The sequence below is a fragment of the Candidatus Bathyarchaeota archaeon genome, assembly GCA_026014805.1.
Taxonomy (GTDB): Archaea; Thermoproteota; Bathyarchaeia; order Bathyarchaeales; family SOJC01; genus JAGLZW01.
Genome location: JAOZHR010000025.1, coordinates 39,167 through 55,677 on the forward strand (window position 1 = coordinate 39,167; position 16,511 = coordinate 55,677).

The following is a 16,511-nucleotide window of genomic DNA, read 5'->3' on the forward strand; positions in this document are numbered from 1 at the left end:
AGAGAAAAGCTTAAAAAGACATGTGCCAACATATTTGAATCATATTTGCAGTATGTTATATAGAGCTATAACCTAAAACCACTATGCCTTTCTAATACCCACAGAAGGGAGGAGGCACAAAAAAGAATGAAACTCATTACGTTATATCTCCCCGAACCCTACATTCGAGCACTAGACAGCCTTGTAAACGAACAATACTATCCAAACCGTGCAGAAGCCATCCGCATAGCTATACGAGACATGTTATCCGTAGAGGTTTGGGGGAGGAAACAAAATGGCTGGCGAAAAACCAACTAACAAAGCTCTTCAACCCACATGGCAAGGCACCCTTGCACCAACTGACAGCATACAGCCATCTAACCAATGCAAAATCGTAGTCATCGGAATCGGAGGAGCCGGCAACAACACGGTCACACAACTAACAAAAATGAGAATAAAAAATACTCATACAATTGCAATCAACACTGACTCACTCCAACTTAACGCGTCACAAGCAGATCAGAAAATACTAATCGGAGAGAAACTGACTCAAGACGCTGGCACAAGCGGAAATCCTGTTTCGGGAAGGGCTGCTATAGAAGAGTCACGGAAACAAATAGAGAGTACCCTAACAAACGTGGACATCGTATTTGTCACCACAGATCTGAGCGGCGGAACTGGAATAGGAGTTGCCCCAGCCGTCGCAGAAATCGCCAAGAAAAAAGGTGCCACCACAATAGGAGTAGTTGCGAAGCCTTTCCAAATTGAAAAAGATCGAATGAAATCAGCTTCTTATATGCTCACTGAACTCCAACGGGAATGTGATACAGTTGTAGTAATTGACAACAACCAACTTACAGAACTCGCACCTGAACTTCCAATCAACGAAGCTTTCAAAATTGCTGGCCAAGTGTTGGCCAAAGTGATAAAAGGCCTAGTAGAGATGATTTCAGCGCCCAGCCTCATCAATTTTGGCCTCGCCAACTTTATGAACATTGTAAAACACGGCGGAGTCGCAGTGATAGGAATAGGCGAATCTGACGCGCAGAATCGCGCCGAAGAAGCAACACATAACGCGCTAAGAAGCCCATTGCGAGATGTTGACTACGCTGAAGCTACAGGCGCACTCATCGAGGTCACCGGCGATAGTCAAATGACAATTGAAGAAGCTAATCGTGTCGGAGAGATTGTAACAGAAATGATGAATGACAACGCCCAGGTGATTTGGGGTGCCAGAGTAGATCCAGAGCTGGACGGGAGGATTAGAGTCACTCTGGTGATGACTGGCATTAACTCACCGCGTATAGTGTCAAAGTTTGGTTCAATTGCCCCTCAGCTTTTCAACCTAGAACCTTATTCAGAACCTGAGAAAAAACTGCGCGTAGATCTTGGCCTATACCAGCTAGAAAAATTCGAATCCTAAAACCTTCCAGATAAAATTCTCCTAAGGCTTGCAAATTCCCTTTTTAACCTCATACTCCAAGGTATCGATCTACCGAAAGGCTTCACGGCTCCGTTTTTTATCGCTTTAACTATCTCGTTAATACCTGCTTCAGCGTCAACAAGAGTATAGGCCATTCCAACTTCAGGCGCATAATGAGCATCACTCCCCCCTGTTTGAGGAAGATTAAGTTTATTCGCCATTTCCCGGTTTTTACGCACTGAAAAAGAGAATGGTACTGCAGAAGAGTTGATGACTTCCATTGCATCGAAATTTCGATTAAGCTGTTCCTCCTCGATTCCCTTAAAGAACGCGGTCGGATGAGCAACTATTGCCAGTCCGTCAGCGTCATGAATTTCGTCGATAGTTTCAGCAAAAGATAAACCAGCCTTAACAGTAGTGTTGATGTTTAGTGCCAAAACATGGCCTTGCTTCGTCGTAATCTCAATTCCAGGAATAATTAGTAGACTTCGAATTTTGCTGAACTCCCGTAATCCCCCGACAGTGTCATGGTCTGCTATGGCAACTCCGTCTAGACGCCGCCTTTTCGAGTAAACGGCCAACTCTTCGGGTGTAATAAAAGCGTCACAAGAATATTTTGTGTGAACGTGCATGTCAATTCTTAAAGGCAAAGAGGTTTCACTTTATTTTGCTTCCAGCCTCGACTGACTTGTCGGGTTGAATGATTGAAATGCTTTTACCATCCTCTGCCGCTAAAATCATTACTTCAGAATCTAAGCCAAAAACACGTTTAGGTGTAAGATTAGTCAAAACAGCAATGTTTTTGCCTTCCAGCTGTGTTGGCTTATAATGCTGAGCGATGCCTGCTACGGCCTGTTTCAGTTCTCCAGCACCTATGTCAATGGTTAGTTTCACAAGATTCCTTGATTGAGGAACGTTTTCTGCCTTAACAATCTTGCCTATTCGTAAGTCGAGCTTAGAGAACTCTTCAAATGTTACGGTGGACGGTGTAGTTTTCGTCTTTTCCAACTTGCTCTGCAACTCCTCTCCGCTTACCTCTATCTTGCTAAATAACGGTTTTGACTTCTTTACTTTATGACTTGAGGGTAAAAGCTTTGTTGCTTCATCCCACTTTTGCAAACATGTCTCGAATGACAAATTGAGAAGAGCTGAAATCCTCTCAGAAGTGAACGGAATGAATGGCTCAAGAGTTATTGCCAGAGTTTTGACAATTTGGACAGCGACGTAGAGCGTATTTGCGGCTTTTTGCCTATTGGCCTTGAGGAGGTTCCACGGTTCCTTTTCGTTGAAATACTTGTTTCCTATACGGCTGATGTCAATAATTTTCTGCAAGGCCGACTGCAGCTTGCAGCTTTCCAAGTTTTCCGCCGCCTCCGCTACTCTTTTTTCCACAGCTCTGAGAACGCGTTTGTCGTAGGCGTCAAGGTTGTGTGTTTTAGGCACCGAGCTCTCAAAATGTTGATTAATGAATGTTAAAGTCCTGTGTATGAAGTTACCTAAAGTATCATTAAGATCAGCATTTATCTTTTCTATGAAAATATCCCATGAAAAATTTGTGTCCTTTGTTTCTGGGCGCGTGGATACGAGGAAGTAACGCCAATAGTCTGCTGAGAACAATTCTAGGGCTTCATCTATCCAGATACCCACTCTGTGGCTTTTAGAGAACCTTTCGCCTTTAAATTGCAAAAATTCAGTTGAAGAAATATTCCACGGCAGGTTGTACTCTTCTTCTATAGCAAGAAGCAAAGCTGGAAGGATAATGGTGTGAAAGGGAATGTTGTCTTTACCAATAAAATACAAAGTTTTGACATCTTTATCGAACCAAAACTCCTTCCATTTTTCTCCCTCTTCACGGTTTTCGAAGTATTCGATCGTAGCTGAGACATAGCCAAGAACAGCCTCAAACCAAACATATATTGTTTTGTTTTCTGCTCCGGGAAAGGGTGCAGGGATTCCCCATTTATTGTCTCGGGTTAACGCTCGGGGCTTAAGTCCTTCGTTGATTATATTCAGGCTAAATTTTCTAGCGTTAGAGGGCAATCTGCTGTTACTCTTTATGAATTGGCGAAGCTGACCAGTGAATTTTGGCAAGTCAAAGTACCAGTGCTCGACTTTTTTTATAATGGGTGTAGATTTACAGATTGTACAGTAAGGATCAACAAGCTCTGCTGGTTCAAGTAGATGTCCACAAGAGCTACACTGGTCACCTCGAGCCCCTTCAGCACCACAATCTGGACAGATTCCTTCTATAAACCTGTCCGGCAAGAAGCGGTCACAGTTTGAGCAATAGGGTAATTCGGTTTCTTGAGAAAATATGTAGCCATTTTTGTATATCTTCGAGAAAACATTCTTTACAAATGATTTATGCACAGGGCTTTCTGTTCGTGTATAATTGTCAAAGGAAATTCCCCACTTCTTCCACAAGTCAACTACCCTTGCGTGGTTTCTATCCGTAAGCTGCCTTGGTGGAATACCTAATCTAACGGCTTCTACTTCCACAGGCGTTCCATGCTCATCGGAACCTGTCACAAAAACTACGTCTTCTCCACGCAGTCTGTAGTATCGAGCAACAACATCTGCTGAGAGAATTGACCCTATTAGAGTGCCTAAATGAGGCATATAATTAATGTAAGGCCACGCGCAGGTGACCACAACTTTGCCGAGTGAAATGCACCTCCAAAGTACATAGTACCAGAGACATTTTGCATATGCAGATACTTAAATAAAGCGGAATAAAAAGAAAAAAAAGGTTTTGAGGACGAGAGCTATTCCTCTTTCTGCCACGTAACTCTCGGTCTACGTCCCGAAAGAAAGATGGCTGCGGCTATAATGATGGCACTGATGATCGCCAGTATCGAGACTACTGTTAGAAGCGTCACTATGTTGTCCATAGCTTTGAGATAACGCAAGCTATAAGCGTCCATAACTTGGATCTGATTATTCCATCCTTTGATAGCATACGTATGCAGCTTACCTTTGTTTGTGTATATCGAAAGATCAACGGAAGTACTGTGTCCTCTAGCGTCATTGGGGATTGTAAAGGTAATCTCATCAAGCGCAACTGCTGTTTCGCTGCTTACTATGATCACTGGATCGTAAACAATTGTCTTGTTGCCCAGTGGGTCCCAGCCATCTTCTGTGTATATCATCCAGTCTGTGAATTCAATGGTTACATTCTTAACTTCTATGGGATCGTCCCCAGTGTTTCTAATAGTGATGTAAATTGCTCCTTGTTCGCCTGGTTCATACGTATTTTTGTTAACACTCACCCATCCTTCGATGTCTTGCGCTCTAACGGAGGGCACCGAAACCATAGAGAACATCGCCAAAGCCAATAAAATTATAACTAGTTTTTTCAAGATATCACCTATCCACTGTGTTCAGGCTTTTTCTATTTAAAACTTGTTAGAGTAAGCATTGGATTTCGAACTAGGTAAACCTTTGGCCTTGAGGAAATGAGAGGTCAAAAAGTAGTTTTCCATGACTATGACTATTTTAGCGCCTTTCAGCCATAGAATTGGAAGACAAGCTTTTCAGAGTTCTTAAAAATATTTCCTTTTCGATCTTTTCTTCTGCGTCTCATGCTTTCTACAACTAAAACCATTGACATTATGACTTTTCTGTTTTTCATACGCGTCATCTCTAACTGACTAGGATTCGATGGGCGCGCCTTCTCTAAGGAACACTGTCAACAATGAATCCTAATCCGAATAAGACTTTTGCAAACATTAGCTGTGTACTGTTGTGCCTGCTTTTCCCTCCAAGGCTTTCCGCCCCATTTCCAAAGAAGATATAACAGCTTTTTCGCCCCCCGTCTCCACAAATTCTATAGCTGCCTCAACTTTAGGCGCCATACTCCCGGCTGCAAAATGTCCCTCTCGCAGAAACCTCTTAGCTTCAATAATACTCATTTCGTCAAGATCACTCTGACTCGATTTTCCGTAATTAAGAAAAACTTTCTCAACATCAGTTAACATTAGAAGGACCTCCGCTCCTACGTCACTAGCAAAAATTCGCGCGCTCAAATCCTTGTCAATCACCGCCACCACACCCTCTAAACTACCATCGTCTCTGATCACCACAGGAATCCCTCCTCCGCCAACAGCAATAACTATTGCACCGCTCTCAAACAACGTTCTAATCGCGTCTTTCTCCAATATCTCCTTAGGTTTAGGCGACGGCACCACCCGTCTATATCCGCGCCCACTATCTTCAACCATCGTCCACCCTTCCCTTTTTCTCAGCATTTCAGCCTCTCTGGCATTGTAAAATGTCCCTATGGGCTTCGTAGGGTTTTTAAAAGCAACATCGTTCTCATCAACTACTGTTTGGGTTACAAGAGATACAACCGGAATATTTATGCCAGCTCTGTCCATTTCATTCCGCATTGACTGTTGCAACATATACCCTATCATGCCCTGACTCTGGGCTCCACAAACGTCCAATGGCATAGGGGGCAAAACATCCCTCAACCGCTCATTTTTAAGGAGAATATCGCCAACTTGAGGACCATTTCCGTGAGTTATTGCAAGTTTATATCCGTCTTTAATTAGCCCAACAAGATGTTTACAAACTCTTTTCACATTCCCAAACTGCTCTTCAGCAGTTCCCCTCTCCTTATGTTTCAAAATCGCGTTTCCACCTAAGGCCACTAACACTTTCCGACTCACACAATCACCATCTGTATACATTTAGCGGTAGGATAGGAAAGAGAACCAGTTGCATTTTAAAGCCTTTTCTGAAAAAGTCACATTACATACTTGGAACCTAATAGTTAAAAGAGAAAATCTGTATTCATAACTGGGACGTCTTATATGGCTACGATTGAAAAAATCAAGAAAAGAGACGGTAGAATAGTTGAATTCAACTCCAACAAGATCGCTGAAGCAATTTGGAAAACTGCGAAGGCTGTTGGAGTGAAAGATAAGCCACTTACTGTGAATCTTGCTGAGCAAGTTGTAAGCCAGTTAGAGAAGCAACTCGAACCAAATCAGATGCCCACCGTGGAGCAAGTTCAAGATCTTGTGGAAAAAACACTTATAGAGAACGGGCAAGCCAGCATGGCGAAGGCGTATATTCTTTATCGACAGAAACGAGCTAAGATAAGGAGAACGAAGGCTCTACTGGGTGTCGTCGACGAGCTTAAACTTCCTTTAAACGCGATTCTTGTGCTAGAGCGACGTTATCTTAAAAAAGACGAGAAAGGCAAAGTCGTCGAATCTACTAATCAAATGTTCAGACGAATCGCTAATAGCTTAGCTGAAGTTGAAAAACAATACGGCAAAAGTGAGGACGAAGTAGCCGATTATGAAAATGAATTTTACCATATGATGACAAACCTCGAATTCATCCCCAACTCTCCCACGCTCATGAATGCAGGCACAATGTTCAGGCAACTCAGCGCCTGTTTCGTCTTGCCCATAGACGACTCCATAGAAAGCATATTCGATACGCTGAAAGCGGCTGCTCTAATTCACAAAACTGGAGGGGGAACTGGCTTCTCGTTCTCGCGACTTAGACCAAGGGGAGATGTTGTCAGAACCACGGGAGGCATAGCCTCAGGAGCAATATCGTTTGCCAAAATATACGACACTGCGACCGAGGTGATGAAACAAGGTGGTCGACGTAGAGGTGCTAATATGGGCATACTTCTCGTCAACCATCCTGAAATCATGGACTTTATCGTTGCGAAAGAAAAGGAAGGAGTGCTGAGAAACTTCAACATTTCTGTGGCTGTTAGTGACAAATTCATGAAGGCAGTTGAAGAAGACAGCGATTTTGATTTAATAAACCCTCGAAATGGTGAAACAGTTGAAACCCTAAAGGCGAGAGCAATATGGAACCTCATGATAATGATGGCGTGGAAAAACGGCGAGCCTGGTGTGGTTTTCATAGACACGATAAACAGACACAATCCGACACCTCGCTTAGGGCAAATCGAATCCACCAACCCCTGTGGTGAACAACCACTTTTGCCTTATGAATCCTGCAATTTGGGAAGCATTGACGTAAGCAAGTTCGTGTCTGATGAGGGCAAAATAAACTGGAATCGACTAAGGCAAACTATACGATTGGCTGTAAGATTTTTAGATGATGTAGTCGACGCTAATGTTTACTTGTTGCCTGAAATAGAAAATGTAACTAAGGGAAACAGGAAAATCGGCCTAGGAGTAATGGGACTTGCCGACATGTTGATTAAAACGGGTATAAGATACGACACTAAAGAAGGCCTTCAAACTGGAGAAAAACTCATGAAATTCATAGACACTGAAGCAAAAAAGATGAGTGTAGAGTTAGGTGAAGAGAAGGGAAACTTTCCAAACTTCCACGAAAGCATTTGGGAAAAACAGTTCAAAACTATGAGAAACGCCACAGTTACAACTATTGCTCCCACTGGTACCATAAGCATAATTGCAGGTTGCTCGCAGGGAATTGAGCCGCTCTTTGCAATTGTCTACGTTCGCGAAGTTGCCGAAAGCTTAGGAAGAAGTCTTATTGAGGTGAATCCACTGTTCGAAAGTATAGCTTTGAAAGAGGGATTCTACGACGAGGAACTGATAAAAAAAATCGCGAAAAAAATGTCCATACAAGATGTGGAAGAGATCCCAGAACGTATAAGGAGACTCTTTGTGGTGGCTCATGACATGAGCGCAGAGTGGCATGTGCAAATGCAAGCAACTTTCCAGAAGTACACTGATAACGCGGTTTCAAAAACCATAAACTTTCCCAACAGAGCTACACCTGACCACATTGACGAAGCTTATTGGCTCGCATACAAATCGGGATGCAAAGGTGTGACCGTTTATCGCCACCGTAGCCGAGAAAAACAAGTTCTGCGACCTGTTGAAAGCGAGGGAACACTTGCAGATATTAGTTTTGGATGCCCAACTTGCATTTAAGACACACTCTCTTCATCTGCAAACTTCTTTTGAATCTTGAGGTCTAAAACCAATTCAATAACCTTTCTTTCTATTTCGTCTCTGATTCGCCTAACTTCCTCTATAGGTCTGCCCTTTGGGTCTTCCAATCCCCAATCAACAACTTTCTTAAGTAGACATGCAGGGCAAAATCCCTTTGCCTCACAACCCATGACAACAACTATGTCAGCGTTTTGAAGCATTTCAGTGGTTAGAAGTTTAGGCTTGTTCTTAGAGATGCCGATTCCTTTTTCCTGCATTGTTTTGACGATTGAGGAATAGATGTTATTCGAGGGCATAGTTCCAGCGCTAAACGCTTTGACTTTTCCTTCACCGTGCAAGTTTGCGAAGGCTTCAGCCATTTGACTTCTGCCCGCATTCTCGACGCAGACAAATAATACTTTGGTCACCTAACTATTCTCCAAAAAATGATCCTATTCAAGTTCGCTCATAGGTCTTTAAAGATGTGAAAGTATACACTAATTACTTTTCACTTGTGTTTTTAAAGCTCTAAATTCAAAAATTGTTTGCAGACATAATGCAGTTAGTGGAGCTTAGCCCAATGGTGTACTTCGACAACAACTCCTACAGCTAAAACAACGAGTCCACCGATGATTGACATCAATCCTTGGAGTAACATTCCAACACTCGTTATCGGCATAAGCACGCCGAGAAGAATAAAAATCATACCAACTCCCATACAAATTCCGTCTACAAGAGCAGAAAACCGGTGGCTTTTCGTTTCCTCAACCGGGGAAACTCTTTCTAAGGCAGCGTATCCTTCGATAGGTGCCTGAAGTTGTGTACGGGAGTTTTCTGCGTCCAATTGGAACACCGAGTAAAAATTGATAATTCGTCCTGACATAATTGATTTACTACCTATCTATCTTTATTTTGAATTAATATTGTCAAAAAAGATAAAATGGTAGATCTGTTGTAGTTTATTCGATTTCAAAGGACCTATGCAATCATTGCCCAGCTTATTTCCACTATTAATTTCGGAATCTAATTTCAAAGTCACAACACTTAATGGCCTTTTCGCTGCCTTAAACTATCAAGGTCACCATATGGAAACTAATATCAACCCGTCAGCAATAAGTACAGTTCTAATATTAATGGCGGCAGCCTCTCTTTTCACCATGCTCAGCCTAAGCCAGATGAACTACATAGTTCACGGCGACCTTTACAATTACGGTTTGCAATTCAGCTACAGATGGGCGATGCCTTACTGGGTTTTATCTGGAATAATTTTCGGTCTGTCTTGGGTGAATATATTTCTGTCAATAATTGTTACGTTGTACATTTTTAAGAAAAGTCGAAAATCCACAATAGTTTCTGAAAATGCTCTTCAAGCCAAGAAAATAGAAGAGGCAGTCCAGCTTAGAGAAGAAAAAGAACAGAGAAAACTCAGCGAATATGTTGAACCACAAAAAGAGAAACCAGAGGCTCTGAAAGAAGAAATTACAGAGGCATCGAGAGAAGAATTTCTCGGAGAAGAAATCAAGCAACCTGAAGAAACAATAAAGACGCAGGAAGCACAGACCGATCAACAAGAAACTGAAGAGATATCCATCTCTCTAGAAGATGTTGAACGCCAGCGATCCGTCCTCTAGACTGGGAACCTAATATAAGGGCAAATTGTCACCAATTCTCTAGGTTTGATGAAAGTTTGAAAAAGACAAATTTCCTGATAATCATCTGCACATTGGTTAGTCTCTTCTATTGGTATGATGTATATTCAAACTTTGCAGAAGAATATCTAGTTTACAGTGGAAGCAGATTGGCACAAGGTGCGTTATGGACTCCTGTCACATCTCTTTTTATACATTTTGATCCAATACACCTGATAAGTAACATGGTTTTTCTCTATGTTTTCGGGAGGATAGTCGAAGAAGACGCAGGTGCAAAACTGACAATGACAGCTTTTCTCGTAGGAGGAGTTGGCTCTCTTATAATTAGCTCATTTTACTATGGATTCAACGTTCCAATGATTGGAGCCTCTGGAGCCATCTTCACCTTGTCTGCTGCAGCAATGCTTATCAAACCGTTAAAATCGTCATGGCTTTTCTTTTTCATGCCCCTAGGCTTGGTAGCGATTTTGTTCTTTATTCTTAATGTTCTCGCGGTGAGCATGAACTTAGGTGGGAATGTAGGATACATAGCTCATGTCACAGGTTTCCTCCTAGGGATTCCTTTTGGCATAGCGTTGAGTAAAGGTAAATGGGCAAAGAACTTAAGCGTTACAATTCTGTTGCTCATTGCCTTCTTGGTTATAATTTATCTAATCCAATTCTTTCTCAATTTCTTTTGAGCGACATCTATGTTTCGTAGATGTCGATCACAGCGCGTACGCGTAGCAGTAATAATTATTGTTGCTTCATAACGTTAAATTGTCAAATATGCTAGTTTGTTTAAGGGATAGCGTTGACTTCCAAAAAAGCCCTCGCAGTTTGGATACTTATTATATTCGCTTTCTTAGCCATCTTAGGCACATTGCATGGGTGGATCTTGTGGCAGGTTGAAGGCGTCAATGTTGTCGCATTTTCTTCATTCTCATTAGAGGTCACTACCTACTTCATCGCAACCCTAACAACCACTTTCTTTTTCATCGGAGCAGTGTGCTACGTAGTTTTTCGCGGCGAATCGATGGAGTTGCCATTATACCAACTAAGCAAGGATTTTGAGGAACAACTTGATGTGAAATGTGAGGAAATCAAAACTTCAACCGAGGAGGCTCTAGCAAAGCTTGGGCTGAGAGAATTCCAATTGAAAGAGAGTATGAAAGTCCTGCAGAAGAAGTTTGGAGAATTGGACAATAAACTGAAAGAAAGCATGGAAACCCACGAAAAAATCCTCAAAGCAACGCAAAAGAAACTCCTGAAAATGGAACATAAAATAAGCAAAATTCAAACTGCCCAAAAAGAGTTGCCAAAGTTAAGGAAGAAGTTACAAGCCATAGAGATTGTAGAAAAAAACTTGAAAAGCATAAAAGAGATTATAGCGAAATTTGATTCTATTCCTGAGCCTTATATAACTAGCACTAACGAAATTCGTGTACTCGAAGGAAAGATATTGAAACCAGGTACAGTTCGACAGCTAAAGCTGAATGGCATAAAAAAAATCGAAGACTTACTATTGAAGAGCCCTCTCGAAATAGCGCTGACAAAAACTATGACTGAGGGTGAAGCAAAAAGCTTGCAAAGTATAATGCAATTGTTAATGATCCCAGGAGTTCATCATGAAGATGCGGTGCTTCTCTTAAAAAGTGGAGTAAATTCTAAGCAAGAACTGGCGCTTCAGGATACTTTTAGTCTTGGCGCCAGAGTAGCAAAGACTGTTGAGCTTTACGTGAAAGAGGGAAAAATCAAAGAAGACGAAAAACCCACTTTGGAAGAAATCGCTTCATGGATCAGATTGGCAAAAACGCAATGATTCATGATGCTAAATCTTTCTCGCCTCTATGACAACTTGGCTCACTATTCTCTTTGATTTACTGTAATCTCCATAAACGTTCTCTACTTTAAACCATGCTTCTTCGAGCAGAAGCAACATGTCCCGTTTGCTTATCATTGCTATGATAGAAGCGTCGCAGACACGTTTGGTCATTTCACCATTCTTGTAGACCTCAAAAAATAGCAAGACTTCGAGAAGTTGTTCTTGCCAGTTTGGCTGGTAGGAGATGAAACGCATTACTGTTGTGTCGTTGTATTTTGCTTTGCCGATGAATCTTAAATTATTGCTATAGGTTGCTGACGGCAAGATCAGGTTGAAGGCCAAAAAGCCATTTCTTGACAGGTGTTTGTTTATTGCTTTTAAGCAAGCAATTTGGCTTTCTTGTTTGGCACAATGCTGGATGGTTGATGAGGAAATATATGCTAGAGGGAACGTTTTATTTAAGTTAAAGTTTTTCATGTCTGCTTCAAAGAGTTTAATCGTTTTCGCACCGCCTCTGTCTCTTTTTTCAGCTTATTTCTTGCTACTTTCAGCATGTGGAGCGAATTATCGATGCCCCAAACTTCTACACGTGCTCTTGCTAATTCTAAGGCTACTCTGGCTGTGCCTACACCTACTTCTAAAGCGTTTCCATACTGCAGTCCTAACTCTTTGTAGTAGGGAACATCGTTTTCGCTGGCAAAGAGGCCGTAAAAGCGTGGGGAGGCTTTGTAAGCCATTAGTCTTATCCTCAGTGACTGTTTATTTTGTGTTCTCGTTCGCTGACCCAGTAGGATTTTGTTCTTCCTTCTTTGTTGATTACGTATTCTTTTTTGAAGATGGGGGCCTCTTTTTTGTACCGTTCCACCGCTTCCCGCAAGATGGGAAATACTTTATTTCTGTGTGCTCCTGCGACTAGGACATAGACGAGTTCTTCGCTGACTTCAAAGTTGCCGAGTAGGTGATGGATTTGAACGTCGATTATTCCTTCTTTTTTGTTTAGGTCGTTGCAGATGTTTTCTAGGACCTCGTTGGCTTTTTCTTTGTATGCTTCTAGTTCAAGAGTTTTGACTTTTTCTTTGTTTTTGGTTTCGCCTCTGACAACGCCGATGAATAGTGCGATGGCGCCTGCTTTGTGGAAGTTTTTGTTTGCTTTTGCGGTTTGAATGATGTTTGTGAGTTTTATGGTTCCCTTTTTGTGAACTCCTGTTTTTCTTGTCAAGGGTTTCATCATGCTTGTTCACTGTGTTTTGGTTCTTGTAAAGTTTTGTGGAGTTGGTGTGTGTTTGAGGAACGGGTTATCATGAATTCATATACTTTATTAAGACTTGCTACACTATATGGTCAGTATTCGAATAAAACCAAGAACCCTCCTTCAAGCAGAACACATGCTGAAAAACAAAGGTGAAAAAACAGTGGAAAAAACACAACAAAAAATCAGAAAAAAACAGCTTTCGGTATTCAGACAGGTCTACTCCGTTCAAGAGCCATATGCATACGCCGCCATAGTAAAAGATCCCAAAACCCATAAAATCAGCTATAAAGTAATCGAACCAACACTGCTTGAAGAAGAAGCTGAAATGCTTAAGGAAATAAAAGGCATTTTGATGGAAGAAATCGATGTAAACTTAAAAGAAATTGACACAAGAGAAAAAGCTTCAGAATATCTGAAACAAAAAATCCAAGAAGTCATCAAGAATTATCGCCTAAAAATTGCTGAAGAGGCTATAGACAAACTAATGTACTACATTGTACGCGACTTTGTTTGTTATGGAAAAATTGACCCTTTAATGAAAGACCGCATGGTTGAAGATATTTCTGCAGACGGCGTCAATATTCCGATCTATGTTTGGCATCGCGAATACGAATCTCTACCCACCAACATAATTTTCGAAGATGAAAGCGAGTTAAACTCTTTCATTGTGAGATTAGCGTACCTTTCCGGCAAAAGCATCTCCATGGCATCTCCCATGCTAGACGCGTCTCTTCCAGACGGAAGTCGCATTCAACTAACATATGGAAACGAAATCACCAGACGTGGCTCAACATTTACAATACGACGCTTCCGTGTCGACCCCCTCACGATTTCGGACCTAATAGGCTTCAACACGTTATCGTCTGGAATGGCTGCCTATTTTTGGTATGCGATAGAAAATAGGGCATCTGTTCTGGTAGCGGGAGGGGTGGCTTCCGGCAAAACAACTGTTCTTAACTGCCTATCTATGTTTATTAAGCCAGAGTTAAAAATTGTAAGTGTAGAAGACACTGCTGAACTTAACTTACCTCATGAAAATTGGATACCCTCTATTGTACGAGCGAGTTTTGGATGTGGAGAGGAAGGCCCAGGTGCCATAACATTATTTGATCTTCTAAAAGCGGCAGTACGTCAGCGTCCCGACTTCATAATCGTAGGTGAAGTGAGAGGTGCAGAAGCATATACATTGTTCCAAGCTATGGCGACAGGTCATCTGGGTATGAGCACAATCCACGCTGAGTCGGTGGACTCAGTTGTGCACAGGCTGGAATCTGAGCCCATGAACATACCGAGGTCTCTACTGGCTATGATTGACGTTGTGACAATCCAGGTAAGGACAGAAATTGATGATAAGCCTGCAAGGCGAACCTCAGCTGTGACCGAGGTTGTTGCTCTTGATCCTGGGACAAAAGAACTGCTTACGAATGACGTGTTCAAGTGGGACATTAGGAGTGACTCCTTCAAATACACAGGGCGAAGTCATATTTTGGAAAGAAACATGGAAAAAACAGGAATTAGTGTAGAAGAGATTCGTGGAGAACTGGAAAGAAGAAAAGCTGTTCTGGAGTGGATGGTTCGAAAAAACATACGAAAATACACCGAAGTCGCCAACGTTATCCGAGAATACTACGCAAACCCTGATCGAATGTATAGAAAGGCAAGGATGGGCAGCTAATGAGCTTTACTCGTCTTAAGAAGTCAGTAAACCAGATACGCCAACGCATTATGGACAAAATTCGCTTAAAAATTTCTTCGCCCCTAAGTCACTTTGGCCAATCAACGGAGAATATAGAGCAAACAAAGTGGAAGCCTGAACTTTTCGCTTACCATCTTTTGGGAGAAAGAACAAATCGTTTTTTACCTTTATTCAGAGACATGGTTATTGGTCTGCATAGATCTGGCATGAAGATAAGTTTTAAGCCCTACGTCAGCCTTACTCTTCTAACTAGCCTAGTAGTTACTGTTTTCACAATGTTTTTTGTTCCTTCAACATTGCATCTTATCCTACAGATAGAGTTCTTTCCATCCCTTCTTTTTGGCGTAGGTGGTGGTTTGCTTGCGGGCGCTATAACTATCATTTGCTTTTACATTTATCCTGTTTACCGAGCCGACAATATTAAACGAAACTTAGATGATAGCATGTCTTTTGCAACGGGTTATTTGGCAATTCTAGCAGGTGCAGGCATACCGCCTGCCAAAATGTTTCGCGCTCTCTCAAATATTCCTCAGAGATTGGCTGTCGTTGATGAGTCAAGAATCATCGTTCGAGATGTGGAACTTTTTGGTGCAGACATAATCACTGCTTTAGAGAATGCGTCAAGACGCACACCTTCTGAGAGATTTAGAGAATTACTTGAAGGCTTCATAGCAACAATATACTCTGGCGGCAATTTAATGTCTTATTTGTTGGACAGATCGCGACAAAACATGAAGCTTAAAAATATTACCTTGCGAAAGTTTTCAGATACTCTTGGAGTGCTTTCGGAATTCTATGTAACATTACTAGTAGCAGGACCGCTTATTTTCGTTGTGATGCTATCGGTTATGGCTATGCTTGGAGGCGCCGGGTTCGGAATAATGAATCCAACCTTGCTGTTGATGCTTTTAACATACATTGTCCTACCTGTTGGCTCAGTCATCTTCATAATAATCTTGGATGCTCTTACGCCACGGTGGTGAAAGTGCTAAAAGTTGAAACACGGGAAAAGAAAATCGCTTGGGCAGTCTCTATCGGTTTAGGTCTCGTTATAGTAGCGACAGCAGTCATAACATTAGCGGGAAAACCCCTTTTTGACGAGTATCTTTTTTTCGCTACAGTAGTTGCTGTATTTCCTACTGCAGTGCTAAATTATTTAGAATACCGCTGGCAAAAATCAATAGACGAACACTTGCCCGACTTGTTTAGAAGCATTGTTCAGGCTCAACAGACAGGTATGCCTTTACCTCAAGCCTTGGAAGAAGCCTCAAAACGAAATTATGGTCCCCTAACTGCGGAGTTAAGGAAAATGGTGAATCAGATGTCTTGGGGTTTATCTTTTGAAGAGGCATTTCAAGAGTTTGGTAAGCGTGTTGACACTGCTCTAGTGCAGAGGACTGTACCTTTGATTATTGAGGCTAGCCGATCTGGAGGGCGCGTGGAGAAGGTCTTTGCTCCGATGGAAAGCTTTATTCAATCCACTCTTAACATGGAGAAGGAGCGAAAGGCTCAAACAAGACCTTACATCGCAATAATTTATGTTGCATTTTTTGTCTTCGTTTTTACTATAGTATTGCTTTTCAAAACGTTCTTCGTAAAAATGGGCGGTTCACCAATCATCGGTTTTTCCGCATTAACTTCTGAAGAAGCGTGGCGCATTTTCTTCCACATGAGCCTTATGCAAGCGTTTTTCGGCGGATTAGTTGCTGGAAAAATGGGTGAAGGAACCGTAAGCGCTGGGTTGAAACATAGTGTAATTCTCATGGCAACTGGATATGCTACTTTGAAACTGTTTACTTGGTGATTGTG

Annotated in this window: 18 protein-coding genes; 9 read left to right on the forward strand and 9 right to left on the reverse strand. The window is 41.8% G+C overall.

Going from position 1 to position 16,511, the window contains the following annotated elements; translation table 11 throughout:
* Positions 1 to 126 precede the first annotated feature (126 nt).
* Together NWE91_06535 and ftsZ are read left to right on the forward strand one after the other, a co-directional pair.
* A complete protein-coding gene (locus tag NWE91_06535) occupies positions 127 to 297 on the forward strand; it encodes a ribbon-helix-helix domain-containing protein (protein ID MCW3986046.1) in 171 nt (56 codons plus the stop codon).
* Entirely contained in the window at positions 275 to 1,402 is a 1,128-nt protein-coding gene (ftsZ, locus tag NWE91_06540; GenBank protein MCW3986047.1) for a cell division protein FtsZ, read from the forward strand. Before NWE91_06535 ends, ftsZ begins: the two co-directional genes overlap by 23 nt.
* On the opposite strand, the gene NWE91_06545 is transcribed toward ftsZ, so the two are convergent.
* From NWE91_06545 to arcC, 4 genes are all read right to left on the reverse strand, one after another.
* A complete protein-coding gene (locus tag NWE91_06545; GenBank protein MCW3986048.1) occupies positions 1,399 to 2,052 on the reverse strand; it encodes a CehA/McbA family metallohydrolase in 654 nt (217 codons plus the stop codon). The two genes, ftsZ and NWE91_06545, sit on opposite strands and share 4 nt — an antisense overlap.
* A gap of 7 nt (positions 2,053 to 2,059) precedes the next feature.
* Complete coding sequence (gene metG, locus NWE91_06550) at positions 2,060 to 4,054, reverse strand: methionine--tRNA ligase (GenBank protein MCW3986049.1); 1,995 nt, start codon at positions 4,052 to 4,054, stop codon at positions 2,060 to 2,062.
* Between the two features lie 113 nt (positions 4,055 to 4,167).
* The gene (locus tag NWE91_06555; GenBank protein MCW3986050.1) at positions 4,168 to 4,761 is read right to left on the reverse strand and encodes a hypothetical protein; all 594 of its coding nucleotides are present in this window, start codon (positions 4,759 to 4,761) and stop codon (positions 4,168 to 4,170) included.
* Positions 4,762 to 5,130: 369 nt separating this feature from the next.
* Positions 5,131 to 6,072 carry a carbamate kinase gene (gene arcC / locus NWE91_06560; protein ID MCW3986051.1) on the reverse strand — a complete coding sequence of 314 codons (942 nt, stop codon included), beginning with the start codon at positions 6,070 to 6,072 and terminating at the stop codon, positions 5,131 to 5,133.
* Between the two features lie 144 nt (positions 6,073 to 6,216).
* On the opposite strand from arcC, the gene NWE91_06565 reads away from it, so the two are divergent.
* Complete coding sequence (locus tag NWE91_06565) at positions 6,217 to 8,301, forward strand: adenosylcobalamin-dependent ribonucleoside-diphosphate reductase (protein ID MCW3986052.1); 2,085 nt, start codon at positions 6,217 to 6,219, stop codon at positions 8,299 to 8,301.
* Here NWE91_06565 and NWE91_06570 read toward each other — a convergent pair.
* Together NWE91_06570 and NWE91_06575 are read right to left on the reverse strand one after the other, a co-directional pair.
* The gene (locus NWE91_06570) at positions 8,298 to 8,729 is read right to left on the reverse strand and encodes an arsenate reductase ArsC (protein ID MCW3986053.1); all 432 of its coding nucleotides are present in this window, start codon (positions 8,727 to 8,729) and stop codon (positions 8,298 to 8,300) included. The two genes, NWE91_06565 and NWE91_06570, sit on opposite strands and share 4 nt — an antisense overlap.
* A gap of 134 nt (positions 8,730 to 8,863) precedes the next feature.
* Positions 8,864 to 9,184, reverse strand: a complete 321-nt coding sequence (locus NWE91_06575; GenBank protein MCW3986054.1) for a hypothetical protein — start codon at positions 9,182 to 9,184, stop codon at positions 8,864 to 8,866.
* Positions 9,185 to 9,386: 202 nt separating this feature from the next.
* Here NWE91_06575 and NWE91_06580 point away from each other — a divergent pair, with 202 nt between their 5' ends.
* The 3 genes from NWE91_06580 to NWE91_06590 all read left to right on the forward strand — a co-directional run bounded on the left by NWE91_06580 (position 9,387) and on the right by NWE91_06590 (position 11,751).
* Positions 9,387 to 9,932, forward strand: coding sequence for a hypothetical protein (locus NWE91_06580; GenBank protein ID MCW3986055.1), 546 nt, complete (start codon positions 9,387 to 9,389; stop codon positions 9,930 to 9,932).
* A 56-nt stretch (positions 9,933 to 9,988) separates the two neighbouring features.
* Positions 9,989 to 10,630 (forward strand): rhomboid family intramembrane serine protease, encoded by a 642-nt coding sequence (locus NWE91_06585; protein ID MCW3986056.1) that lies wholly within the window; start codon positions 9,989 to 9,991, stop codon positions 10,628 to 10,630.
* 113 nt (positions 10,631 to 10,743) lie between these two features.
* Positions 10,744 to 11,751 (forward strand): DUF4332 domain-containing protein, encoded by a 1,008-nt coding sequence (locus NWE91_06590; GenBank protein MCW3986057.1) that lies wholly within the window; start codon positions 10,744 to 10,746, stop codon positions 11,749 to 11,751.
* Between the two features lie 9 nt (positions 11,752 to 11,760).
* Here NWE91_06590 and NWE91_06595 read toward each other — a convergent pair whose 3' ends face one another.
* From NWE91_06595 to NWE91_06605, 3 genes are all read right to left on the reverse strand, one after another.
* Positions 11,761 to 12,096 (reverse strand): hypothetical protein, encoded by a 336-nt coding sequence (locus NWE91_06595; protein ID MCW3986058.1) that lies wholly within the window; start codon positions 12,094 to 12,096, stop codon positions 11,761 to 11,763.
* 131 nt (positions 12,097 to 12,227) lie between these two features.
* Positions 12,228 to 12,491 (reverse strand): class I SAM-dependent methyltransferase, encoded by a 264-nt coding sequence (locus NWE91_06600; GenBank protein ID MCW3986059.1) that lies wholly within the window; start codon positions 12,489 to 12,491, stop codon positions 12,228 to 12,230.
* 11 nt (positions 12,492 to 12,502) lie between these two features.
* Positions 12,503 to 12,973 carry a molybdenum cofactor biosynthesis protein MoaE gene (locus tag NWE91_06605; GenBank protein MCW3986060.1) on the reverse strand — a complete coding sequence of 157 codons (471 nt, stop codon included), beginning with the start codon at positions 12,971 to 12,973 and terminating at the stop codon, positions 12,503 to 12,505.
* Between the two features lie 166 nt (positions 12,974 to 13,139).
* Between NWE91_06605 and NWE91_06610 the strand changes: the two genes are divergently transcribed.
* The 3 genes from NWE91_06610 to NWE91_06620 are packed head-to-tail and all read left to right on the forward strand — an operon-like array spanning position 13,140 to position 16,506.
* A complete protein-coding gene (locus NWE91_06610) occupies positions 13,140 to 14,681 on the forward strand; it encodes a type II/IV secretion system ATPase subunit (GenBank protein ID MCW3986061.1) in 1,542 nt (513 codons plus the stop codon).
* On the forward strand, positions 14,681 to 15,685 hold the full coding sequence (locus NWE91_06615; protein MCW3986062.1) for a type II secretion system F family protein: 1,005 nt from the start codon (positions 14,681 to 14,683) through the stop codon (positions 15,683 to 15,685). The genes NWE91_06610 and NWE91_06615 overlap by 1 nt, the downstream gene beginning before the upstream one ends.
* A gap of 2 nt (positions 15,686 to 15,687) precedes the next feature.
* Positions 15,688 to 16,506 carry a type II secretion system F family protein gene (locus NWE91_06620; protein ID MCW3986063.1) on the forward strand — a complete coding sequence of 273 codons (819 nt, stop codon included), beginning with the start codon at positions 15,688 to 15,690 and terminating at the stop codon, positions 16,504 to 16,506.
* Positions 16,507 to 16,511 lie beyond the last annotated feature (5 nt).